Origin of the sequence: Oxobacter pfennigii (genome assembly GCF_001317355.1) — a bacterium.
GTDB classification, from domain to species: Bacteria; Bacillota; Clostridia; order Clostridiales; family Oxobacteraceae; genus Oxobacter; species Oxobacter pfennigii.
This window is the reverse complement of the sequence record NZ_LKET01000041.1, coordinates 47,717-70,945: the sequence shown is the minus strand read 5'-3', so window position 1 is coordinate 70,945 and position 23,229 is coordinate 47,717. Positions and strand designations below refer to the sequence as shown.

General features: G+C 50.0%; 28 protein-coding genes. 27 read left to right on the top strand and 1 reads right to left on the bottom strand.

Features of this window, described 5'->3' with window-relative positions; translation table 11 throughout:
• Positions 1 to 11 precede the first annotated feature (11 nt).
• The 26 genes from OXPF_RS16015 (at position 12) to OXPF_RS15890 (ending at position 20,581) form a co-directional block, all read left to right on the top strand.
• Positions 12 to 878 (top strand): VirB6/TrbL-like conjugal transfer protein, CD1112 family, encoded by an 867-nt coding sequence (locus OXPF_RS16015; protein WP_054876235.1) that lies wholly within the window; start codon positions 12 to 14, stop codon positions 876 to 878.
• Positions 879 to 926: 48 nt separating this feature from the next.
• On the top strand, positions 927 to 1,397 hold the full coding sequence (locus tag OXPF_RS16010) for a SpoVG family protein (protein ID WP_201779731.1): 471 nt from the start codon (positions 927 to 929) through the stop codon (positions 1,395 to 1,397).
• A gap of 52 nt (positions 1,398 to 1,449) precedes the next feature.
• On the top strand, positions 1,450 to 1,845 hold the full coding sequence (locus tag OXPF_RS16005; RefSeq protein ID WP_054876234.1) for a DUF7007 domain-containing protein: 396 nt from the start codon (positions 1,450 to 1,452) through the stop codon (positions 1,843 to 1,845).
• Between the two features lie 60 nt (positions 1,846 to 1,905).
• Positions 1,906 to 2,619 carry a Flp pilus assembly protein CpaB gene (cpaB, locus tag OXPF_RS16000; RefSeq protein ID WP_054876233.1) on the top strand — a complete coding sequence of 238 codons (714 nt, stop codon included), beginning with the start codon at positions 1,906 to 1,908 and terminating at the stop codon, positions 2,617 to 2,619.
• Positions 2,609 to 3,346: a CpaE/TadZ family protein gene (locus OXPF_RS15995; protein ID WP_054876232.1), complete on the top strand. Its 738-nt coding sequence runs from the start codon at positions 2,609 to 2,611 to the stop codon at positions 3,344 to 3,346. Before cpaB ends, OXPF_RS15995 begins: the two co-directional genes overlap by 11 nt.
• Positions 3,343 to 4,731, top strand: a complete 1,389-nt coding sequence (locus tag OXPF_RS15990) for an ATPase, T2SS/T4P/T4SS family (RefSeq protein WP_054876231.1) — start codon at positions 3,343 to 3,345, stop codon at positions 4,729 to 4,731. The genes OXPF_RS15995 and OXPF_RS15990 overlap by 4 nt, the downstream gene beginning before the upstream one ends.
• The gene (locus tag OXPF_RS15985; protein WP_054876230.1) at positions 4,728 to 5,642 is read left to right on the top strand and encodes a hypothetical protein; all 915 of its coding nucleotides are present in this window, start codon (positions 4,728 to 4,730) and stop codon (positions 5,640 to 5,642) included. The genes OXPF_RS15990 and OXPF_RS15985 overlap by 4 nt, the downstream gene beginning before the upstream one ends.
• 11 nt (positions 5,643 to 5,653) lie before the next feature.
• Complete coding sequence (locus OXPF_RS23185) at positions 5,654 to 6,559, top strand: hypothetical protein (RefSeq protein ID WP_242854430.1); 906 nt, start codon at positions 5,654 to 5,656, stop codon at positions 6,557 to 6,559.
• A 53-nt stretch (positions 6,560 to 6,612) separates the two neighbouring features.
• Positions 6,613 to 6,864 carry a hypothetical protein gene (locus tag OXPF_RS15975; protein ID WP_242854429.1) on the top strand — a complete coding sequence of 84 codons (252 nt, stop codon included), beginning with the start codon at positions 6,613 to 6,615 and terminating at the stop codon, positions 6,862 to 6,864.
• An 88-nt stretch (positions 6,865 to 6,952) separates the two neighbouring features.
• Positions 6,953 to 7,198: a hypothetical protein gene (locus OXPF_RS15970; RefSeq protein ID WP_242854428.1), complete on the top strand. Its 246-nt coding sequence runs from the start codon at positions 6,953 to 6,955 to the stop codon at positions 7,196 to 7,198.
• Between the two features lie 116 nt (positions 7,199 to 7,314).
• Positions 7,315 to 7,524: a hypothetical protein gene (locus OXPF_RS15965; protein WP_054876228.1), complete on the top strand. Its 210-nt coding sequence runs from the start codon at positions 7,315 to 7,317 to the stop codon at positions 7,522 to 7,524.
• 117 nt (positions 7,525 to 7,641) lie between these two features.
• Positions 7,642 to 7,851 (top strand): hypothetical protein, encoded by a 210-nt coding sequence (locus tag OXPF_RS15960; protein ID WP_054876227.1) that lies wholly within the window; start codon positions 7,642 to 7,644, stop codon positions 7,849 to 7,851.
• A gap of 44 nt (positions 7,852 to 7,895) precedes the next feature.
• A complete protein-coding gene (locus OXPF_RS15955; protein ID WP_054876226.1) occupies positions 7,896 to 8,378 on the top strand; it encodes a DUF4320 family protein in 483 nt (160 codons plus the stop codon).
• Between the two features lie 23 nt (positions 8,379 to 8,401).
• Positions 8,402 to 8,887 carry a TadE/TadG family type IV pilus assembly protein gene (locus OXPF_RS15950; protein WP_242854427.1) on the top strand — a complete coding sequence of 162 codons (486 nt, stop codon included), beginning with the start codon at positions 8,402 to 8,404 and terminating at the stop codon, positions 8,885 to 8,887.
• On the top strand, positions 8,884 to 11,976 hold the full coding sequence (locus tag OXPF_RS15945; protein ID WP_054876224.1) for a DUF8195 domain-containing protein: 3,093 nt from the start codon (positions 8,884 to 8,886) through the stop codon (positions 11,974 to 11,976). Before OXPF_RS15950 ends, OXPF_RS15945 begins: the two co-directional genes overlap by 4 nt.
• The gene (locus tag OXPF_RS15940; RefSeq protein ID WP_278308404.1) at positions 11,976 to 12,386 is read left to right on the top strand and encodes a prepilin peptidase; all 411 of its coding nucleotides are present in this window, start codon (positions 11,976 to 11,978) and stop codon (positions 12,384 to 12,386) included. Before OXPF_RS15945 ends, OXPF_RS15940 begins: the two co-directional genes overlap by 1 nt.
• Positions 12,387 to 12,422: 36 nt before the next feature.
• Positions 12,423 to 12,995, top strand: a complete 573-nt coding sequence (locus tag OXPF_RS15935) for an MT-A70 family methyltransferase (RefSeq protein WP_423230585.1) — start codon at positions 12,423 to 12,425, stop codon at positions 12,993 to 12,995.
• A gap of 48 nt (positions 12,996 to 13,043) precedes the next feature.
• On the top strand, positions 13,044 to 13,433 hold the full coding sequence (locus tag OXPF_RS15930; protein WP_054876223.1) for a PrgI family protein: 390 nt from the start codon (positions 13,044 to 13,046) through the stop codon (positions 13,431 to 13,433).
• Positions 13,387 to 15,756, top strand: coding sequence for a VirB4-like conjugal transfer ATPase, CD1110 family (locus tag OXPF_RS15925; RefSeq protein ID WP_054876222.1), 2,370 nt, complete (start codon positions 13,387 to 13,389; stop codon positions 15,754 to 15,756). Before OXPF_RS15930 ends, OXPF_RS15925 begins: the two co-directional genes overlap by 47 nt.
• A 289-nt stretch (positions 15,757 to 16,045) precedes the next feature.
• Positions 16,046 to 17,722, top strand: coding sequence for a C40 family peptidase (locus OXPF_RS15920; RefSeq protein WP_054876277.1), 1,677 nt, complete (start codon positions 16,046 to 16,048; stop codon positions 17,720 to 17,722).
• A 33-nt stretch (positions 17,723 to 17,755) separates the two neighbouring features.
• Positions 17,756 to 18,025, top strand: a complete 270-nt coding sequence (locus OXPF_RS15915; RefSeq protein WP_054876221.1) for a DUF4315 family protein — start codon at positions 17,756 to 17,758, stop codon at positions 18,023 to 18,025.
• Positions 18,022 to 18,678 (top strand): DUF4366 domain-containing protein, encoded by a 657-nt coding sequence (locus tag OXPF_RS15910; protein WP_054876220.1) that lies wholly within the window; start codon positions 18,022 to 18,024, stop codon positions 18,676 to 18,678. The genes OXPF_RS15915 and OXPF_RS15910 overlap by 4 nt, the downstream gene beginning before the upstream one ends.
• Positions 18,679 to 18,889: 211 nt before the next feature.
• Positions 18,890 to 19,273 carry a cysteine-rich VLP domain-containing protein gene (locus OXPF_RS15900; protein ID WP_054876276.1) on the top strand — a complete coding sequence of 128 codons (384 nt, stop codon included), beginning with the start codon at positions 18,890 to 18,892 and terminating at the stop codon, positions 19,271 to 19,273.
• Positions 19,274 to 19,411: 138 nt separating this feature from the next.
• Positions 19,412 to 20,011: a defense against restriction DarA-related protein gene (locus OXPF_RS15895; protein ID WP_054876218.1), complete on the top strand. Its 600-nt coding sequence runs from the start codon at positions 19,412 to 19,414 to the stop codon at positions 20,009 to 20,011.
• Positions 20,012 to 20,063: 52 nt separating this feature from the next.
• The gene (locus OXPF_RS21915) at positions 20,064 to 20,237 is read left to right on the top strand and encodes a DUF4316 domain-containing protein (RefSeq protein ID WP_083480000.1); all 174 of its coding nucleotides are present in this window, start codon (positions 20,064 to 20,066) and stop codon (positions 20,235 to 20,237) included.
• A complete protein-coding gene (locus tag OXPF_RS15890; protein ID WP_423230584.1) occupies positions 20,234 to 20,581 on the top strand; it encodes a plasmid mobilization protein in 348 nt (115 codons plus the stop codon). Before OXPF_RS21915 ends, OXPF_RS15890 begins: the two co-directional genes overlap by 4 nt.
• A 97-nt stretch (positions 20,582 to 20,678) precedes the next feature.
• Here the strand turns inward: OXPF_RS15890 and OXPF_RS15885 are convergent, their stop codons facing one another.
• Positions 20,679 to 22,688, bottom strand: coding sequence for a DUF262 domain-containing protein (locus OXPF_RS15885; RefSeq protein ID WP_054876217.1), 2,010 nt, complete (start codon positions 22,686 to 22,688; stop codon positions 20,679 to 20,681).
• A 224-nt stretch (positions 22,689 to 22,912) separates the two neighbouring features.
• Here OXPF_RS15885 and OXPF_RS15880 point away from each other — a divergent pair, with 224 nt between their 5' ends.
• Positions 22,913 to 23,206: a CD1845 family protein gene (locus tag OXPF_RS15880; RefSeq protein ID WP_054876216.1), complete on the top strand. Its 294-nt coding sequence runs from the start codon at positions 22,913 to 22,915 to the stop codon at positions 23,204 to 23,206.
• The last annotated feature ends 23 nt before the right edge of the window (positions 23,207 to 23,229 follow it).

Genomic DNA, 23,229 nt, shown 5'->3' with positions numbered 1-23,229 from the left:
GGTAAAACAGTATGGATTTTCTCACCGACTGGATTACCGATTGGCTGAAAGGCGTATTGATTGACGGCATTATGGGGAACTTAAACGGCCTTTTTGACAACGTAAACAACCAGGTCGGAGAGATTGCAAACCAAGTGGGAACTACGCCGGGGGCTTGGAACCCCAGCGTGTTCTCCCTCATACGGCAGCTTTCCGAAACGGTTGTCTTACCCATTGCCGGACTGATTCTTACCTTTGTCATGTGCTATGAGCTGATTCAGATGATTATTGACCGGAACAACCTGCATGACATTGATACATGGATGTTCTTCAAATGGGTGTTCAAAACCTTTGCCGCCGTGCTGATTCTGTCCAATACCTTTAACATCGTAATGGCGGTATTCGATGTGGCGCAGAGTGTTATAAACCGCGCCGGAGGACTGATTGGCGGCAGTACGGCGGTCAGCCCGGATATGTTGAATACGCTGGAAGCTCAATTAGAAGCAATGGATATAGGCCCTCTGCTTGGCTTATGGCTCCAGAGCGGCATTATCGGTATCACCATGAATGCGCTGAATATTGTGATTTTCGTTATCGTGTACGGCAGAATGATAGAAATATACATGCTGACCAGTTTAGCGCCCATCCCCTTTGCCACGGTGGTAAACCGTGAGCTTGGTAGCACAGGCCAGAACTATTTCAAATCCCTGATGGCGGTTGGCTTTCAAGGACTGCTCATTCTGGTATGCGTCGGCATTTATGCCGTGCTGATTCAGAGCATCGCCATAAGCGGCGATCCCATCGGCGCGGTATGGACGATAGTTGGTTACACGGTGCTGTTGTGCTTCACGCTCTTTAAGACGGGCAGTTTAGCAAAAAGCATCCTTGGAGCGCATTAAGGACTTCGGGACATGTTGGCCCGAAGTGAGAAAGGAGAAATTTTCAATATGAGTAACGAAAAAACCACAACCGGGCAGGCCCCGGAACAGGAGGCCGCCCCCATCCTTCCGGTCAAGCTGGAGGTTTCTGTCCGGCCCATTGAACCGAAGGGAAATCTTGTAGGCTTTGCAAGCCTTAAAATCAATGACAGTTTTGTGATTGATGATTTTAAGGTGTTGCAGAGTGAAAAGGGCATTTTTGTAGGGATGCCGAGCAAGCCGGATAGGAACAGCAAGACCGGCTACCGGGACACCGCCCGGCCCATTACCAAGGAATTTCGTGCGGAGCTTACCGAGGCGGTGACAACGGCTTACCGTGCGGAGGTTGAAAAATTGCAGACCCGTGCCGCCGCTGTTGCTGCCCCGGAAAAAAAGTCTATTCCTGAACAGCTTGCCGAGGGAGCCAAACAGGCGGCAAAAGAAAACGCCGCCCGTCCGGCCCCTGCAAAAACCAGTAAAACAAAAAATGCGGAACGGTGACTTCGGGCCAACTTGGCCCGAAGTCCTGTTATTACCGGGAAGGAGGAAATGAATGTTTCATAACCCCGAAAATTCACCGTGGGGAAAGGTACAAACCTGTGATGTGCTTTGCCCCGGCGTGTTCCTTGTCAGCACCGCCAGCCACGGCGGGACGCTGGTTTCCAAAGAGGTTTCGGCTCTGCTTTCCCACGCGGCTCAAAAATGCGGCTTTAAGCAGGGCGGCTATCTCTGCTTTGAGGAAGATTGTCAGGAAAGCGTTGTTCTGCGGGAGCTTTTGGATAAAAAGCTGTGGAGTGTTCCTGACCGCATCAAGGACAAAGCGGCCTTTGAGGAAAACATCAACAAGTCCATCCGGGAGTATAACCCGGACTATTGGCGGGCGCGTCAGGCCGGGCTTGAAAAAGCCCCAGCCCGGCAGAGCGTTCCGGTTCACAGCGTCGAACGTTAATCCACTTCGGGCCAACTTGGCCCGAAGTGCCATTTTATCCGAAAGGAGGAACCAAACCATTTGAAGCTACTCAAAAATCGTATCTTTTTAAGCGCCCTCTGCCTTATTCTGGCGGCGGCTGTGTCCTTTTTACTTTTGCCGCGCTTCTATGCGGAGAAGAGCGCAACGGTCACAGTCTTACGGGCCGCAGAGGACATTCCGGCAGGTACGGAGCTTACGGAAAACCAGCTTGTCAGTGTAGAGGTTGGCAGCTACGGCTTGCCGGAGGGCGTGATAAACGACAAGGCACAACTGATCGGCAAGGTAGCGCAGACCGCCGTTGCCAAAGGGGATTATTTCTTCCCCCAAAAGGTAGGCGATTACCTTGCCGATGCCCTGCTTGACCGTATTGTGAAAAACAATCAGCGGCTTGTTACCGTCAGTGTTCCAAGTATTGCCGCGGGGCTTTCCTCCCATCTGCTGGCGGGGGATGTTGTCACCGTAGCCGTCTTTTTGGAAAGTACGGCAGACGGGCAGGATTCGTCCCCGCAGGTCATTCTTTATCCAGAACTAAAAAGCCTCACGGTATATAGCGTAGAAAACGCCAAGACACAGGATACCGCCGAAATGCGGGAGCAGTTAGAGGAAAGCCAGTCCGGTTCCAGTGATCCGGTAGCAAAGGCGGTCACGCTCATTGTAACGGAGGCACAGGCCGAAAGGCTCATTGAAGCCGAATATACCGGCAAATTGCATCTTATTTTCGAGGAACGGGGGGTGATTGTTCATGAGCAGTAAAATCTATACCGTTTGGGGCGGCAAGCACAGCGGCAAAACCACCTTTGCGGTCAGCCTTGCCTGCGCCCTTTCCAAGAGGAATAAACTGGTGGGCCTCATTTCCTCCAATCTCACCTACGGGGAATTGCAGACCTTTTTCGGCCAGAGCGTTCCCGAAGAAAAAGGCATCTTTGAGGCACTCCGGGAAAAAAGCCCCAACATCGGGGAACGGTTTTCAGAGTACACGGAAAGCAAGAACCTGTTTTTCCTGTCCGTGCCTACCGCCTATTCCGGGATGCTTTCTGAAACCGTGACACTCGAAGAAACGGAACAGCTCATTCATGCCGCTTCCCTTGTGTTTGACATCCTGATTATCGACGGAGCCAGTCAGATTAACAATCCGGTTTCCGACGTGGGGCTGTGGCTCTCTGACACCATTTTCACCCTGCACAGGCCGTCTATCGCAGCACAGATGTGGTACAGTGGCGTTTCGGACTTCATGCAGGAGCTTCATATCACGGAAAAGCAGAAACATATTATACTGGCTCCCAATGGTGAGTTTGACCCCCAAACCTATCAGGGCAGGATGCCGTTGCCGTTTTACTGTGAGCTTCCCTATATCAAAAGCGCGTCCGAGTTGGAAAACGCGGGAACCCCTCTGTATTTTGCCAGTGACCGCCCATGCAGACGCTACGGCAGAGTGACGGAGCAAATCGCCGGGAAAATCTGCGGAGGTGGTAAGGCATGAGCGGTAAGTTTTCTGTAAACGACCTGATTTACCGCGCCAACAAACGGCGCTCTGACAGCGGGGAAAGCAATACGGCGCAGGATTACGGGGAAATTCTTGATAAGCTCCAACGCCTGATTGCCAAGCACCATTCCGCAGAGCTTGCCGAAGTGCTGTATTCCAAAGAGGCCGAAGGAACGCTCAAAGACCTGATCATACGGTACTTAAATCAGGAACAGTTGGTTGCCAAAGACCTGCGCAACATTTCTGAGCTGGTGGATGCCGTTTATTACGACATGGCCGGAATGGGCCTGTTATCCCCCTATTTGCAGGATGCGGACACGGAGGAAATCAACATTGACGGCTCCGGGGGCGTTTGGGTACTTTACCGAGACAAAAAAATACGCCTGAAGGAAACCTTCAGCAACGCGGAAGCCTGTGCGAATATCGTGCGGAAAATGAGCCGCTTCGGAAATGTCATTCTGGACGGTTCCAAGCCCCTTGGGGACAGCTTCATTGCCAAAGGCATCCGTATGTCGGGAGCCATTACCCCCTGCGTTGACCCGGATGCAGGGGCTATCGCTTCCATCCGAAAGCAAAAGCCCCTGCTGATTACAAGGGAAAACCTGATTGAATGGGAAACCGCGACCGCCGATGAACTGGATTTTCTGACGATGTGTGTCAATCACGGTGTATCCATCGGCATTGCCGGAGCCACGGGAAGCGGAAAAACTGCCGACATGGGCTATGTTCTAAGCTGTGTCCCTAATGACAAGCGGATTGTCACCATTGAGGATACCCGCGAATTGTCGCTGGCGCGGTATGACGAAAACGGCGTGATGATAAACGATGTCGTTCACCTATTAACCAAAGAGGAACCGAACGCCGTTACCATGCTGGATTTATTGAAGCTCTCCCTGCGGCTCCACCCGGAAATTCTTGTACCTGCGGAAATGAGAGGAAAAGAGGCGTTGACAGTTCAGGAAGCCGGACGTACCGGGCATACCGTTGTCAGCACCTTACACGCCAACAGCGCCCGGACGGCCTATGACCGTATTTTGACCATGTGCTTAGAGGCCGGAACTTCACTTTCCGAGGAACGGTTATTAAAAAACATTGTGGAAGCCTTTCCCGTCATGGTGTTCAAACGGCAGTTACCCGATAAGTCCCGCAAATACATGGAAGTGTTTGAGGCCACGGGAGTACAAAATGGCGAAGTCACTGGAAGCACTCTGTTCCAATATGCGGTTGACCGCTACGAAAGAGATACGGAGGGCCGGATTACAAAGGTGGTCGGCAGTCACCGCCGCATGGGAAACATTTCTGCGGCTCTTGCCGAACGGCTGTTAATCGGCGGCGTTCCCGAAAGGGAGATTCGCCGCTTCACGGAAGGAGGCGCGGCATGAACCTGATACCCTGTACCCTTACCGCCGTATTCCTCCTGACCAGCATTGCCCTGCTTTTGCTGTTTCGGCTGAATCCCTTTTCCATCGTGGAAAATCCTTTAAAAAAACGCCGCCTGATTTTGGCGGGAACCAAGCTGAAGATCACGGAACGGATTGTCCTGCATTTTGCCACTCTGTTCCGGCAGACCCGGTGCAGTAAGAAGAAATTTTTAATTCTGCTGATTGTATCGGCATCCGGCGGGTTTCTTGCCGGGCTTCTACTCTTTACCAATGCGGGGCTGGCGGCGGTCATGGCAGCCTGTGTCCTTCCGGCTCCGTACTTTTACCTGACGGTGAAAAGCTCTGCGGCGGCGCGGGAGGAAATCGAGGGGCTGGAAAATACCATGTCCATTATCACCAACGCCTATGCTGGAAACGATGACATTATCAGGGCGGTAGAGCTTTATGTAGAGGAAAAGAACCGTTATATCCCGGTGCATTTAAGAACACCGACACCCTTTGACGAGTTTGTATCGGAAATCCGGCTGATTAATCCCAACGTGGAGCATGGGCTTTACCGCCTGTCCGCAAAAATCAAAAACCACTACTTTAGCGAATGGGTAAAGACCCTGATACTCTGCCATCAGGACAGGCGGCTCAAATTTGCCTTGTTCCCCATTGTCAAAGCCATGAACGATGCCAAGTCCATGCAGGTGGAAAGCGACGGCATGATGGTTCGGGTATGGCGGGACTATCTGCTGACGGCGGGGCTTATGTTTTCGATTATTCCCATGATGCGTTTTGCAAACAAGGAATGGTTTTTTCTCCTGACCCATACCGCTGTCGGGAAGCTGCTGATTATTCTGATGATGGTGACGGCTCTTGCCACGGCTTTTTATGTGATGAAGGCAACGAAGCCGTCCAACCGATAGGAGGAACGCCCTTGTTTTACCAAGTGATCATTTTTATCCTGCTGACTGCGGCAGGTGTTTTACTGTACAGACAGCTTTTGAAAATCCCGAAGCGGAGTATGAAAAAGAACCTCAAGCATCTTCAAAAGGAAAGGGAAACACCGGGCAGACGCTTGCTAAACCGCGTGATTATGCCCCTTGCAAAGCCTGTTTCCCGGCTGATTCCCCTTGACCCGGTGAAAGAGGCGCAAATGGCCTCCATGCTCCGGCGCGGAGGATCGGCGCTTACCCCCAAGGAGTATCAGGCCAGGGCCATTCTGTGCGCTTTGTTTACCCTCCCTCTTGCGCTTTTGTTTGTCATTCTCGGAGCGCCGAACCTTGCTCCCCTCATTCTGCTTTTTGCTCTCCTGATATACCGGCATTTTACAACCGACTTAAAAGACCAGTTAAAGGAGAAAAAGAAGCGCATTGAAATGGAGCTTCCAGGCTTTGTCCGTTCCATCCTGTACCGGCTGGAGGATAACCGCCATGACGGAAGCCAAAGCACCGTACAGGTGGATTTAATCCAGATTTTTGAGGATTACCTGCGCGTCGCAAGCGAAGCGTTCAAAGAGGACGTTGCAATCCTGATTGTGGAAATGAAAGCAAAGGACATTGAAACCGCCCTGCGGAATTTCAACGAGCGTCTTGGCCTGACGGATGTTTCCTTTTTGGTAAACGCGCTGATCGGCCTGCACCGTGGGGAGCATCAAGGTGAAGCCCTTTCGTATCTCGCGCAGGATATGGACATCAAGGCAAAGGAGGCCATGCGGAAAAAGCTGGACAGCCTGCCCCGCAGGGTAAAAATCGCCTCCATCCCCCTTGTAGGCGTGACGATTGCCAGTCTGCTTTATGTCATCGGCTCCCACCTGATCCGCTCAATGGGTGGGCTTTTTTAATGTGAAAACGGGGTAATGCCCCTTTTCAAAATAAATTTTACGGAGGTATGACCATGTTACAGAACAACACCGCAATCACCCATTTCAAAGAAAGGAGAATCCATTCCATGAGAAAACACATGTCGAACGCTCTTTTGAGATCAAAAGCCGCGCTGGCAAATCCGTTCGGCGACCAGATGACAGGCTGGCTGATCGTGGTGCTGGTGGTAGTCGTGGTAGGCGCTGTCTTTATGACGCTCTATCAGGGTTCCATCACAAGCATCTGGAACAGCATTGTGGACAAAATCACGGGCCTTTTGAGCTAACACAGGTCACAGGCACACGGGAGAAGCATAGGCTTCTCCTTTTTCTTTACCCGCTTTCACTTCGGGCCAAGTTGTCCCGAAGTCCCTTTTGAAATCCAAAATAAAAATTATGGAGGTATTGATTATGGTGAAAACCCTGAAAAACAAAATGCAGATGGCGGCTGTGAAAGCCCACAGCGCATTGACGAACCGCTCTGGCGACCAGATGACAGGCTGGCTCATTGTGGTTTTGATTGTCGTTGTAGTAGGCGCGATCTTTATGACACTGTACCAGAGTTCCATTACGCAGATTTGGAACAGCATTGTTGCAAAGATCACCAACCTTTTGAAGTAAGGCCCTGACGGCCTGTGTAATCCGGGAGGGGGCGCGGCTCTCTCCCGGCCTACTTCGGGCCAAGTTGGCCCGAAGTCCCTTGAAACCCAAAATAAAAATTATGGAGGTATTTGATTATGATGAAAACCCTGAAAAACAAAATGCAGATGGCGGCTGTGAAAGCCCACACCGTATTGACGAACCGCTCCGGCGACCAGATGACGGGCTGGCTCATTGTCGTTTTGATTGTCGTTGTGGTGGGCGCTGTGTTTATGACGCTCTACCAGAGTTCCATCACACAAATTTGGAACAGCATTGTTGCAAAGATTACCAACCTGCTGAATTAAAGCCCTGACGGCCTCTGTAAACCGGGAGGGGGCGCGGCTTCCTTCCGGTTGCACTTCGGGCCAAGTTGGCCCGAAGTCCCTTTGAACCCAAAATAAAAATTATGGAGGTATTTGATTATGATGAAAACCCTGAAAAACAAAATGAATATGGCGGCTATGAAAGCTCAAAGCGTATTAACAAACCGTTCCGGCGACCAGATGACAGGCTGGCTCATTGTGGTGCTGGTGGTTGTCGTGGTGGGCGCGGTCTTTATGACACTCTATCAGAGTTCCATTACAAGCATTTGGAATAGTATTGTCAGCAAAATCACCGGCCTGTTAAGTTAATGAAAGCCGCAGGCACATCAGCTTATACGGGAGGTGCAAAACCTATGAACAAGAAGCACCGGGGCATGAGGGGGAGATTTTCTCCCCCTTTGCCTTTTAGAAAGCTGCTTACCAACCAGAGCGGAAGCAGTTACTTTGACCTGATGGTGAAAACCCTTGTGGTGATTACGCTGATGCTTACCGTCATTTCTTTTCTTAGCGTCTTTACCACCTACTTAAATCTCAACCATATCTGCCGCCGCGTGGTACGGGTGGTAGAGCTGGAAGGGCAGGTTTCCGACCGGGCCAACGATGTTTTCTACCGCCTCAAACAGCAGACGGGGCTTTCCCCGGATATGACCGTTGAGGATGTGGAGTATTGCGACGGACAGAAAATCCAGCTACGGGATACTTTCACCGTTACAATGACCTACAGCTATTCGTTCACTATTTTCACGCCGTCCTTTGCGCCCCCGGTGGAAATTCAGATTCCAATGAAGGTCAGCATCAGCGGCATGTCGGAGCATTACTGGAAGCTCACACAATGAGCGCCGGAAAGGAGGCAAATGCCGTGGGCGCTATTAAGCGAACCCTGCAAAACCGCAAAGGCGATACCTTTGTGTTTATTTTAATTCTCGTCTTTTTTATCCTGACCCTTGCCGTGATCCTGATTGAATATTTCCGTATGGAGAGCTTATATCAGCAAGTCGAATATGTTCTCCAGCGCGGCGTAAACAGCGCCGTGGAATATGCCATGAAGGACGAATACCGCAGGGACGGCTATGCCCTGATGGATACGGAGGTTGCAAAAGAAACCCTGTATGACTATCTGTATGAGAGCATGGAGCTGGATTCCGGGCTGAACAAATATGCCGGGGACGAGTGGGTATATGAACTCAAAATTGAAAATCTTCACGCAACGGAAAGCCCGCCCCGGCTGACGCTGGACGGGGCAATCAGGACACACAGTATTTTTGCTTTCCTGCCCGGAGAAATAGAGCTGCCCTTTTCCATTTCCAGCGTCAACACACAAATTACGGAAGGAGGTTCCCAATGAAACGAAACTATTTGTTCGCCCTGCCGTTTGCTTTTCTGTGCTGTCTGTTCTTTTCCGTGACAGCTTATGCCGCTTCCAGCGACATAACCGTCCGGGTGACTTCTCCCATAGACAGCCTGACAAATGAAAGCGGCATGGTAGCCGTGGAGCAGTTCCCGGCTGAAATCCCAATACAGGTAACAGCCGAAACCGGAACGCTCACGGATATTAAGCTGGAATACGGCGGTCAGAGCCGGACGATACCGTCGGATTATACGCTGACGGTAGACACCAAGGAGCAATGCGGCCCCTATACCATTACCGCAAAGAGCGACCAGGGCGCGGTACTTACCGTCACCGCCAATGTGGTATTCCAAGTCAAAGCGACCTACGATACCCGATACCGAACTGTCGGGATGCTGATTACCGATATTTACGACGGGGATACCCTTTTAAAATCCTTTTCCGAGCCACAGCGCATCGATGTGGTGAACGCCAATACCGTTGCCGACTATGAGCAGGAACGCATTGTCGGATGGATTAACCGCTACGACGGCAAAACCTATACCCTAAAGGGCAGTCTTGTGGTGGAAATTCATAATATCGCCACAGGACGGATTTACGGTACTTATGATACCGCCGCCGACTTTGAAGAACTGACGACCCGCTTCGGCTGGACGCAGAAAACATTGATTGCCTTTGAAACCATGCGGGATACGGGGCTATCCTACCAAGCTCCCGTCAGGATTGATGTGGAAGCGACATGGTGCGACGAAAGCAAGCAGGAGGTTTACGGCTCCCTGACCGCACAGGACAAGGGAGTGCCGGAGCTTCTTTATCCCTATCAGACTACCTCCGTTACCTTCCATAAGGACGATGTAAAGCTGTCCCGCAATTATCAGTACATGGGGCTGGAATGGGATTATACCCCGGAAACGGACACCTTTGCCGATGGAGAGAGCAAAACGCAGACAGAGATTACACAGAAAATCCAGTATCAAATCCCCGCCGCCGACTTCTTTTTTAAATTCAAGGCACAGGATGGAAACGACCTGTCGGTGATTATCCGCGCCCCGACAACCGTCCAGCGCGGCGCGGACTATTCCTTTACCGTAGTGTTTATGAACAGCGGAAACAGCCCGGCCTACGATGTCCCCTTAAAAGGGACGGTAGACGGCGCACCGATTGGAGAAATTCCCGCTGTCATGGACTTTTCAGCCAATGAGAGCAAAACCTATACCGTCAACCGAACTGCGGACACTGCCGCCGACGAAATCAATCTATGGGCCAACATCGGAGTGCCGGAGGGCTTTGTTGACAGCAACCTGTCAAACAACACCGCTACGGCAGTTATTAAAATCATTGACCCGGAACCAACCCCGGATAGCTCCGATACGCCGGACAATCCCGACAATCCAAGCAATCCCCCGGACGAACCGCCCGACACGCCAATCTCCTGTGACCTGTCGGTGAGCATTTTTGCCCCGCCAACGGTTTATGAGCAGGAAGAATACAGCTTCATTGTGAGCTTTACCAATCTGTCCTCCCTGCCGTTAAAAGGCGCATCTTTACAGGGAGAGAACAACGAAACCGCCTTAACGGAAATCCCTGCGTCAGCGGACTTTGCGGCAGGGGAAACCAAGTCTTATACCGTTACCGGCACGGCTGGCAAGGCCGGGGAGGTTTACCGCTTGTGGGCCAATATCACAGAGCCGGAGGGCTTCACAGACGATAATCCTACGGACAATACCGCCGTTTCCAGCATTACGGTGATAGAAAAGCCGGATACACCCGACAACCCGGATAACCCCGATACGCCGGATAATCCTGATACACCCGACAATCCCGACACCCCGGACGATCCCGGCGAACCCGAAGCCCCGCCGAGTGCAACCTGTGATGTTTGGGTAAACCTTTCCTCCCCGCCTACGGTCTACGAACGGGAGAAATACAGCTTTACCGTATATTTTGCCAATTCCACCGATAAAGCACTTTCGGATGTGCGCCTGAGTGTCGCTATCAACGGCAAGGCGGTGTCTGCCGTGCCTGCCACAGCCAATTTCAGCCCCTATGAGAAGAAAGCCTATCTTGTCACCGCCACCGCAGGAGAAAAAGGCACACCCATACAGCTAACGGCAGAAGTTTCACCGCCGGAGGGGTATACGGACACCAACATGAGCAACAACCGGGTTTCAGCAGAAATCATGGTACTGGAAAAGCCCTATGATTTGGATGTTCAGCGGATTACCCCTGACCGCTACAAGGAAAACCAGTCCGTTGTTACCACCGTGAAGGTAGGCAATCAGGGAAGTCTTGATTTTACACCGGGACAGAATGTAACGGTGCTGTTCCAGATACCCGAATTGTCCTATCAAAAACGCATTGACGCGGTTGTAATGGCAAAGGACACTTGGAACGTGGTATCCCTTCGATGGGATACGCCCAATATTCAGGCCGACAAGGACATCACGCTGATTGCCGTTATCAATCCCGACCAGTCCTTGGATAACGAGGGAAGCACCGACAACAATACCTACACCCAAAAAGCGGTTATCGAGAATGTAACCTACACCGAGCCGGAGGAAAGCCGGGAGCTGCCCGACCCGCCAAAGCGTACAGACCAGTCTAAAGTAACATGGTGGGAACAGCGTTATGAAAACGGTCAATTTATATGGCGTGAGTTTTACGCCGAGCTAAAGGTCAGCGCCGTTCTGGATTATGACACGAAGGTAAAAGGCTACCTAAAATCCGGTTACGGCTATTCTATTAAGGTCAATGCAACTGTAAACACCAATTACGACAAAGTGGAGCTAATCACCGTCCCGCAGACGGCAGAGGTCTATTTGCCCGAATACCGTTATGAAACTGCCATTCCTTTAACCAAGGAGGGCGGTCAATTTGTTTTCCGGGAGAATCCCGCATCTCCCTTCAAGTACCGGAAGCAATACGTTCCCGTCTGGTTCCCGGACGATAAGGACTACATCGTGCAGTTACTTGTCACCGATGTCCATACGCCGGGCGGCACACTTTCCAAGTGGCTGACGGGCGGGGAGCTTCAAATCCGGGTGGTGGACAGCATGTATTCCGATGATGTCACCACGGGGAATTGATGATTGCGTTACTATGCACCGTCCCTCTGCTATGGGCGGCGATTATGGATTACCAAAAGCGGATTATCCCTGACTGGACATGGATTGCCCTTGTTCTGATCGGGTTTGTATCCGCTTTTTTGCTGCCCGCCCCGGCTTTGTATGAGCGAATCGCGGGATTGCTCCTGCCGGGGATCTGCCTGTTACTGCTTGCCGTGCGGTATGGCGGGATTGGCGGCGGCGACATTAAGCTGACGGCGGCAACGGGCTTCTGCTTCGGGCTGAACGCTCTTGCTCTCATTCTCTTTTTTGCCCTGATACCCGCCTGTATCTATGCGGCCGCAACACGGCAACGGAGCGTACCGCTGGCGGTGTTTCTGTGTACCGGCGCTTTTGTCTATATGGGGATTTGCTTCGCCGTACTGCGTTGAGGGCGGGTTTCAGAACATAATCCACTTCGGGCCAACTTGGCCCGAAGTCAGAAAGGGGGCTTCACCACGATTCCAAGAGAACAATTCAACATCATATACGCCGATCCGCCGTGGCGGTACGCCAACAAGGGCGGTCAGGGCGTAGCCGAAAATCATTATCCCACCATGAGCTGTGAGGAAATATGCGCGCTTCCTGTGGCAGAGCTTGCCGCAAAGGACAGCGCGCTTTTTCTATGGGCGACCTTCCCGCAACTGCCGGAAGCCCTGCGTGTCGTTTCCGCATGGGGCTTTCAGTTCAAAACCGTGGCGTTTGTGTGGCTGAAACAAAACCGCAGAGCCAAAACATGGTTTTACGGTTTGGGGTTTTGGACACGCAGCAATGCGGAAATCTGCCTGCTGGCAACAAGAGGGCATCCTAAGCGGCGGGATAAAGGCATCCATCAGTTCATCATTTCTCCCATAGAAGCCCACAGCAAAATGCCCGACGAGGCACGGGAACGCATTGTGCGGCTCATGGGCGACCTGCCCCGCGCGGAGCTTTTCGCAAGACAGGAAACCGAGGGCTGGAGGGTTTGGGGAAATGAAATTGCAAACAGCATTGAACTTTAAACTTCGGGCCAACTTGGCCCGAAGTCCCGAAAGGAGGTATTCAGCCAGATGGCTTATGTGAATGTGCCAAACGATTTATCGAAAATAAAAACCAAAGTGGCGTTCAATCTTACCAAGCGTCAGCTTATCTGTTTTGGCGGTGCGGCGGCAGTCGGTGTTCCGGCCTATCTTTTTACCCGTTCCGCTATCGGCAACACCGGGGCAATGCTTTTGATGATTGCCCTCATGCTCCCGTGCTTTCTGATTGCCATGTATGAGCGCGACGGGCTTCCCTTTGAAAAGGTGGTGCGCAACATCGTCCGTACTACTTTTTTATGGCCCCGGACGAGGCCGTACAGGACAGAGAACCTTTACCGCTATTTCAGCGATTCCAGAAAGGAGGTAACGCGGCTTGAAGCAGGCAAAAAAGAAACCGCCCGTCCCCGCCAAAAGCGGTAAGAAACCGCGCGGGCCGCAGACCGCACAGCAGACCATTCCCTACAAAGAAATGTTCCGGGACGGTATCTGCAAGGTGCGGGAGAGCTTTTACACCAAGACCATTGCATACGAGGACATCAATTATTCCGTGGCTTCGACGGATGATCAGGCTACAATTTTTGACGGCTACTGCGCGTTCCTCAATTATTTTGACAGCGTCCTGCCGTTCCAGCTTTCCTTTATCAACCACCGTTCCTGCCCGGAAAACCGCTATAACGTGAACATCCCCCCACAGGATGATGATTTTAACAGTATCCGAGGCGAATTTACCGACATGCTGACCAATCAGATTGCCAAGAGCAACAACGGCATTATGCGCTCCAAATACATCACCTTCGGTATCCACGCGGACAGCATCGCAACGGCAAGACCCCGTTTGGAGCGTGTGGAGGCCGATGTGACGGGAAACTATAAAAGGCTTGGCGTACAGTCGGCTTCCCTCAATGGACGGGAACGCTTGGAGGTGCTGCACAGCCAGCTACACCCCGGAGGCCGGGAGCCGTTTTTCTTCTCATGGGATATGATCCCGAAAACGGGCATGGGGACAAAGGATTTTATCGCTCCTACTTCCTTTGACTTCCGGCAAAGCCGCGCCTTTCGTGTGGGAACCACATGGGGCGCGGCTTCCTACATGCAGATCATGGCCTCCGAGCTTTCCGACAAGCTGTTAGCGGAGCTATTGGAGGTAGACGCGGAAATGACCATCACCCTGCATGTCCAGACCGTTGACCAGACAAAAGCGGTGAAAACGGTCAAGGCAAAGCTGACGGACATTGAGCGCATGAAGGTGGACGAACAGAAAAAGGCGGCGCGTTCCGGTTATGACATTGACATTCTGCCACCTGACCTGCTCACCTACGGCAAGGACGCGGCGGCGCTTTTGGCAGATTTGCAGAGCCGCAACGAGCGGATGTTTCTGCTTACGTTCCTTGTGGTGAATACCGCTCCCACAAAGCAACAGCTTGAAAATGATATTTTTACCATATCGGGTATTACGCAGAAATACAACTGCTTTCTCAAACGGCTGGATTTTCAGCAGGAGCAAGGATATCTGTCGAGCCTGATTCTTGGCGATAACGCCATTGAGATACAGCGCGGCATGACCACAAGCTCCACGGCGATTTTTGTTCCCTTTATGACGCAGGAGCTTCGCATGGGAGGGCAAGCACTGTATTACGGCATGAACGCCCTTTCCCACAATGTTATCATGGCAGACCGCAAAAAACTGAAATCCGCCAACGGCCTGTATCTTGGCTCCACCGGCTCCGGTAAGAGCTTTGCCGCCAAACGGGAGCTGATTAACGTATTTCTTACCACCAAAGACCGGATTATCATTGTAGACCCGATGGGCGAATATGCCCCGCTGGTGAAACGGCTTGGGGGACAGGTGATCGACATTTCCCCTGACAGCCCCCTTGGGAATTACATCAATCCGATGGATATTCAAATGAGCATGGCAGACGAGGACAGCCCACTTTCCATGAAAGCGGATTTTCTATTGTCCCTGTGTGAACTGATTTTAGGCGGCAAGGACGGCCTGCAACCCATTGAAAAAACGGTCATTGACCGCTGTGTGCGGCTGGTGTACCGGGAACTCGCCCTTGGGATCGGGGACGGGAAAATACCGCTTTTGCAAGACCTGTACGAAACCCTTTGCAAACAGCCGGAGCCGGAGGCGAAACGGATTGCAACCGCGCTGGAGCTTTACTGCACCGGCTCCCTAAACCTCTTTAACCATCATACCAATGTAAGCCTTGATAAGCGCGTGGTATGTATCGTGCTAAAGGGCATGGGCGAAAACCTGCGTAAAATCGCTATGCACATCACCAACGAGCTTGTGACACAGGCAGTCAATACCAACTTTGCCGCGGGACTTGCGACCTGGTGCTTTTTCGATGAATTTCATATTCTCCTGCAAGACGCATTGAGCGCGGGCTATTTCGTCCGTGTCTGGAAGATGCTGCGCAAAAAGGGCTGTGTGCCGAGCGCACTTACACAGAATGTGAAAGACCTGTTAGCCAGCCGTGAGATCGAAAATATTCTGGAAAACAGCGACTTTATGATCCTGCTGTCACAGGCGCAGGGCGACCGGGCGATACTCGCCAAACAGCTTGGTATCTCCGAGCATCAGCTATCCTATATCGCCCACAGCAATTCCGGGGAAGGGCTTTTATTTTTCGGGAATACCACCATCCCCTTCGTAGACCGCTTCCCCCGTGGTGAAATTTACAATCTGCTCACCACCCGCCCGGAGGACATAGCCAAGGAGGCTTCCCATGCGTGACGGGAGCCGCAAGCCGGAGCATGGCCCATCCAGCCGTTTGCGGTTTGCGGATAATCCCGGCACTTCGGGCCAACTTGGCCCGAAGTCCACCTCCCGGCCCAAGAAGAAAAAACAGCCGCATAAAATCCACTCCCAACAGGAGCCGTCTGTTTTGCGGGAGGAAAAAAAGGCTGTAAACCCGGATGCTTCCGATGTTCATGATGTACCCAACACTTCGGGCCATGTTGGTCCGAAGTCCTCAAACAGCAAGTACCGTCAGCATAGCGAACAGGCCCGACCCTCTGACCGCCTGCGAAGCGATGATACACCGCCCCATAGGGACGGCTCCGGTTTAGAGGAAAAAGCCTCTGGTTCGTCTGGAAAAAAGGCGGCGCGGGACGCGGAAAAGCTAAACCAATCCAAGTTCTGCGCGGAAAGAAGCGAGGAAAAGCTGAACGCCGCCCGTGAGAAGTTAGCGGCACAGAAGCATCCGAAGAAGCCCGGCACGGTGAAAACCGCAGGCCGGGCGGCGCGTTTTCAAGCATGGCGGTATGTGCATGGAAAAATCTATGAGGTAGAGCATGAAAATGCGGGGACAGAGGCCGCGCACCGAACCGAGCTTGCCGGGGAAACGGCTGTCCGTGGCACGACCCGCTTTATCAAGCACCGCGTCCGTACCCACCCGGCCCGGCAAGTCCGAAAATGGGAACGTCGGGACATCCGGGCTAAGGCGGATTTTCAATATCGCACGATGGTACAGGAACACCCGGAGCTAAAGAGCAATCCCGTTTCCCGCTTCTGGCAAAAACGGAGGCTGAAAAAGCAATATGTCAAACAGGCACGGGAGGCGGCAAAGCACGGCAAACAGGCGGTAAGGTTCACGGAGAAAGTAGCCCGGACGGTTACAGCTTTTGTGAAACAGAACCCGAAGCTCCTGCTGATCGGGCTGGTGCTGTTTTTGCTGATTATCATCCTGCAATCCTGCATGGCCTCTCTTGCCACCATCGGAAACGGATTGATCGGTGCTGTCGGTGGCACGTCCTATGTATCGTCGGACAGTGACATTGAAGCGGTGGAAGCAAGCTATACCGGGCTGGAAAAGGATTTGCGGGAAAGGCTGTCGCGCATCGAAAGCGATTATCCCGGCTATGACGAATACCGCTATTCCGTAGATGAAATCGGGCATGACCCCTTTGAACTGGCCTCCTACCTGACCGCCAAGTTTGGAGAATACACCCCGGATAAGGTACAGGCCGAATTGCAATCCCTTTTTCGTCAGCAATATTCCCTAACCGTCACAAGAACCGTGGAGGTGCGCTACCGTACCGAAACCCGGACGGACACATGGACGGACGAGAACGGCAATACCCACCACGATACCTATACCGTAGAGGTTCCCTATAACTATTACATTCTGAATGTCAGCCTGAAAAACAAGTCATTAGGCACGGTTGCCGCCGCAAATCTGGATATGGAGCAACAGGCGCGGTACGCCGTCTATCAGAAAACCCAAGGCAACCGCCCCAAGCTCTTTGAGGACAATATTTACGCCCATCCCGGAGAATACACCGATTATGACGTACCGCCGGAAGCCCTTGCAGACCCAGATTTTGCCGCGCTGATCGAGGAGGCCGAGAAGTATTTGGGCTACCCCTACGTTTGGGGCGGCTCCAGCCCCTCCACTTCCTTCGATTGTTCGGGCTTCGTCTGCTATGTACTTGACAAATCCAGCGTATATCCCATGAGCCGGACAACGGCGCAGGGCATTTTCAATCAGTGTGCAAAGATCTCACCCTCCGAAGCAAAACCTGGCGATATTATTTTTTTCACCGGAACCTATGACAGCTCCGGGGCTGTGTCCCACGTCGGCATCTATGTGGGCGATAACATGATGCTCCACTGTGCCAGCGGTGGCGTACAGTATGCCCGGATGGATACCAAGTATTGGACGGAACATTTTTATGCGTTCGGCAGGTTATCAGGTTAAAACCCGGACGCAGCATGAGAAAGGAGTGCTATTTTGAACGCAAAAATTGAGCGTGTCAATAAGGACATTGATAAGACCAAGGAAAAAATCAGTGAATTTCAGGCTAAGCTGCGGGAACTGGAAAAGCAGAAAACCGAGCTTGAAAATACGGAAATCGTGGAGGCGGTGCGCGGTATGGATATTCCGCTGAACGACCTTCCGGCTATCTTAAAGGCGCTTCGTGAGCCAAGCGGAGCACCTTTCACTTCGGGCCAAGTTGGCCCGAAGTCTGCCAATACGGAAAAGGAGGAAACCGAAGCATGAGAAAATTTCGTAAGCTGGCGGCGCTCTGCGCCGTTTTTGCTCTGATGTTCTGCTTTACCACCGTGGCCTATGCCAGCGGCGGGGAGGAAACCCCGGAGGTGACGGAGGTTCCTGTCCCGGAGGCGACGAGTGAACCCAATCCCTTTACCCCTGCCGGAACCGGCACGGTGGTCAATACCGCCACCGACGAGGACGGCAAGCAGTTTTATACCATCACCACCCCCGATGAAAACGTGTTTTACCTTGTGATTGACCTGCAACGGGAAACGGATAATGTGTATTTCCTGAACGCTGTTACAGAAAAAGACCTGCTGGCTCTTGCCGAAAAGTCCGGCGATACCAAAGAAAACGAAACCGTTGCATCCACCCCGGAGCCGGAAGATACGCCTGATACCGCAGCCACCCCGGAAACCGATACAAAGCCGCAATCCCAAAGTAATACGGGGATGCTCCTGCTGGTGCTGGCGGTTGTCGTGATCGGAGGCGGGGCCGGATATTACTTCAAGATCTACCGCCCGAAGCACGAGCAGTCTGACCATGAGGATGATTTTGATTACAGTGAAGAAGCTGATCTGTATGATACGGAGGACATGGAACAGGCCGACGAGCTTTCGTCGGCGGAGGAAGATCAGGACGGGGACGGTGAAGCATGAACTTTACAAACAGCCCCTACGAAAAAATGATGAAGGAAAAACCCCGGCCCCCGCGCCGGGGTACGGTGAGTAAACCGCCGAAAGGCTCTCCCTGCCGGAACTGTGGATATTGGAACGGCGCTCCCTGTGTCGGCGTTTGCTATCGGAATGTCATATTCTCGCGGGAAAAGGAGGCGGTAACTTCGGGCCAAATTGACCCGAAGTGAAGCCTATGGCAAAAGACCCCGCGGAAGCCCGCGAACTGACCCGGAGTGAACGTGAAGCAATCCGCAGGCTGGTGGTTGGCATGTGCGCCAATTATGACCCGGAATATGGCTGTCTGCCGCTTAATTGCCCCTGCTACATGCTGAACAAATGGTGGACGGGCGCATACTGCAAGTATTTTCAAAATGCCGTCCTGCCTCTGGATTCCGTACTGGAAGCAAAGCTGACGGGAATAAACGCCTTACTTTCCCGGAGGATTTGCCCGGTCTGCGGCGCGGTTTTTATTCCGGTCACAAGTCAGGCGTATTGTTCGGAGGCTTGCCAGCAGGAGGGCAACCGCCGCAGGAGCCGGGAACGGATGCGAAAAAAACGGCAAAACAAAGGGGTATAACGTTACGATGCTTGCCTGAAAAAGTGCCGGTTTCAGCGGCTTTCCGGCCCCGGTTTTAGGGGGAGAGGCATAAATGTCTTACTCCCCTCATTCCGGGGGTAACTTCGTAACATTTCCCTATGAAATGGAGGTAAAAAAATGAGCGATAACCCAAGTAAGGAAATGGTGCATGGCTATGAAATTAAGCGGTCAGTCCTCTTTGACAATGACCGTGGCTTTGCCCTTGCGGAAAACCCTAACGCCCCGCAGCCCTTTGTCACATGGCAGTTTACCGAGGAAAACGGAAAGCGCGATTATTATTGGGGGCACTATACCACCAATAAGGCCGCTGCCGTAAGGGATTATGAGAACCGTGTTTTGGAGTACCAGTATGATTATGGCGTATCTGAAAAATCGGCTTACAAATATTATTCCACACAAAGGCCGGTGGATATTGGCACGTTTCCCAAAACGGAGAACGGGCCGTTATATCTTGTAAATTTTGATAAGCGGGAAAGTGTGGAACAGGGCCGATTTCTGGCATGGGGCTATCTTGTGTATGATGCACCCCTGACGGAAAAACAGATGAATGATTACGAGCTTCGGGCGGCTTCCGGTAATCCCGACAGAAATGCCACTCTGCGGGAACAGGGAGAAAACAAATCCATTGCCGCTCTGCTGGCAGAAGGAGCAAAACAGGCCGCAAGGGACAACGCCGCCCATCCCTCTCCTTCCAAGAATACCGAAAAGGACAGATAACAAAACTTCGGGCCAACTTGGCCCGAAGTCGTAGAAGGAGGTATTTTTATTTATGAAAAAAGACAACTATTTGAACAATGCGGAGCTTTCCACCGAACAGAACTGCAATATGATTGATGGCATCCCAAACAATACAACCTTGCAGGTTCCCGTCCCGGAGGAAAAACCGCTGGACAAGGTAAAGGAACCGCCCCGGCGCAAGCGGAGCCGGGAACTGGAACGGTGAGCGCCCACAAACGCAAGCGCGGGATTCATTTGCATGTCATGGTATCGGAGGATGAACTCAATACGATTCATCAGCGTATGGACGAGGCCGGGATTACCAATGCCGGAGCCTATATCCGAAAAATGGCTATGAACGGTTATATTCTAAATGTTGACCTTTCCCCTGTCCGGGAGCTTGTTTCCCTGCAACGCAGGTGCGCGAATAATCTGAATCAGGTTGCCATTCATGCCAATACTTACGGCGTTTACCCATCCGAGATTACAGCCCTGCAAAAAGACTATGCACAGTTGTGGGGCCGGGTGTCTGACGTTCTTAAACAGCTTACGGCGGTGGTGGAGCTATAAATAATGAATATGGAACGGGGGTAACGTCCCCCGTTCCATTATAAAGCCTATTTAATGCTAGCTGCAAATCATCAAAGATTTTCTATCATCTCTGGAATCACACTTTTTTGGACTTTGATTTTAAAAAGCTCAAGCCAAGAAAATCCAACTTATCCGATGTAGAATTTCCAATTTTATATTTCCATCTATCATTTAGAAAATTAATCAACTTAAGTCCTCTTTTCTTAATTTCATCAGCTCCCCAATCATCACATTCTGTCAATTCTATTTCAGCATATGTGCCATACTTATAACCTACAAAACTATGATTACCATTTTTCTTCTCTGGGAATGGCTTATTGCCTAAACGACCATTTTTAGCTTCAGAAACTGCTACAAAGTTCCCTAATGAATTCCTTAATGAAGATCTTTGTTTTTGAGTATATGATTTAAATAGTTCTAACCAATAATCCTGCCTTGCTCTTTGAGGGTAAATATGTTCAATTGAATTATAGCCTTTATTGAAATATACATCTCTATTTAGTTTTTCAATGTCAGCTTTGCTAGATTTCATTAACGATACTTCATATTCACATAAAAAATATCGAAGGAAATTTTGGTTATAAAAACCATTACGTTTATAGAAAGCAATTAAGTTTTTAGTTGTGGTGTCATTTTCAACTATATCTGTAGTAATTTTGTCAATTTTCTCACTGATTCCGACTACAGTTAAATCCCCTTTATCTAGTTTAATAAGCATATCGGTAATATCAAGATTAAAAAGAGAAAAGTCTCCATCATAACACTCAAAAGGTATCAGTTCTTTTAAAAAGATATATCTTTCTAAAATTCTTAAAAATTTGAGTAGAGTCTTTTCGTCTTTTGCATTTTGCAAGCAAACCAAAATCAATACTTTATAGGGGTTCGTCCGCTCTCGTCCGACATACCTTCTATCTCTTATACGCTGTGGTCGGAACAAGTAATTGATCTTCCTTATATACTCCACTATATCTTCCGAATACCCAGCTTCGCTTGGATTATTAAAATAAAACCACGTTTTTATAGATTCTTTTAAACTATCAATATAATCAATAATGTCATTAGTCTTTAACGTACTGGCAAAAACTTTTTCCGTTACAAAATATTCATCAAGCAAATAGTCATACAACAACATATTTGCTTGATAAAAATAAGGTTGCCTTCTATATTTTTTGCTGATTTCGCTTAATTCATGGCAAAAATAAATATGAAAATGTGCATCAAGAAATTCATCATCTGGCAAATAATTTGTCTTGCCTTGTCCTAGAACATGGTATATATCTTTCCAGCAATCGTTTATATCACGTCTTAATCTTGTTTTAATATCATCTGAAACGGTAAAGAGGGTTGATAAGTAAATCAAACGATTTTTGAGTAACTCTAAGTAGGATAAAGGTTTTCCTCTATTATTCATTGTTTCAAAGGTAACAAAAACATCTATATCAGAGGAAATTTCGTAGGTATTAAATAAAAAGTGTTGAGTTATTTTTGTGTATACTTGCTCTAGCTGATTTTGGTTTAACTTTTTCAATTCTTTTTCAAAAAACGCAAGTGCATTTTTTAAATTCAAGGTATATGTGGTTTCTTTGTTTCCCAGTTTATCCACGGTTTTCCCAGAATACACATAATCAACTAGGTAACTATAACTCGGATTAGCAATTTCATATCCAAATAAATAGGAATTTGACTTATTTTCATCTTTTGATTCTGCAATAAATCTTTTTGAAATATCAACTGAACTTGTATAATTTAATTTATCTATATTCTTTTGATTCATCAAATTAATAATTGCTTTTATTAGAAGTATAGAGGTGGTTAGTCTTTGTTGCCCATCAACAATGTAATAAGGAGAAAATTTTTTGGATCTTATAAGCCATAAATCATCGACCCATTGACTATACGTGCTCTCTTGAACAGGTTCTAATGTAAGAACGCCAACATAGTGGTTTTTGTTATCAGAAAGCCGTAATAGGTCGCTCCAAAATTCCATTACCTCTTTTTCAGTCCAAGCATATCCACGTTGGTAATCAGGAATTCTGAAAATTCTTTCAGAAAAAACTTTTGATAATGTTATTAACTGCTCGTTCATTACAGTACACCTCTCGACAACAACTAATGATTTATCTCCTATAGAACAACAAATTGTTATTAAATTATACAATATTTTTCCAAGTAACACAAGTAATATTATATACTTCGGGCCAACTTGACCCGAAGTGCCGGGACGAGATTCGCAAAGACGCGACAACATTGTTGACCCCTTTCTCGGATGATAAAATATAGGTAGAACCAAACAAGAAAGGGGTCATGATTATGAAGATTATTTTTAAAATCATTGCGATACCGTTTATTATCGCATTAAGCATCACTGTCGCGTTTCTGTATTTTATCTTCTGTGTTTCTGAATGGATTTGTACGGTTGCCGCCGTTATTCTTGCCGCCCTGGGAGTTTTAATATTTGTCACAGGAGGCCCAACCCTTAATGGCGTGGCTATGCTCCTATTAGGCTTCCTGATTTCTCCTCTTGGCCTCCAGGCTGTAATCGAGTGGTTCATCGACAGGCTGGCCGACCTGAATTGTTTCCTGAAAGATTATGTGATTGGATAAAAACCAAAACAACACTATGTAAG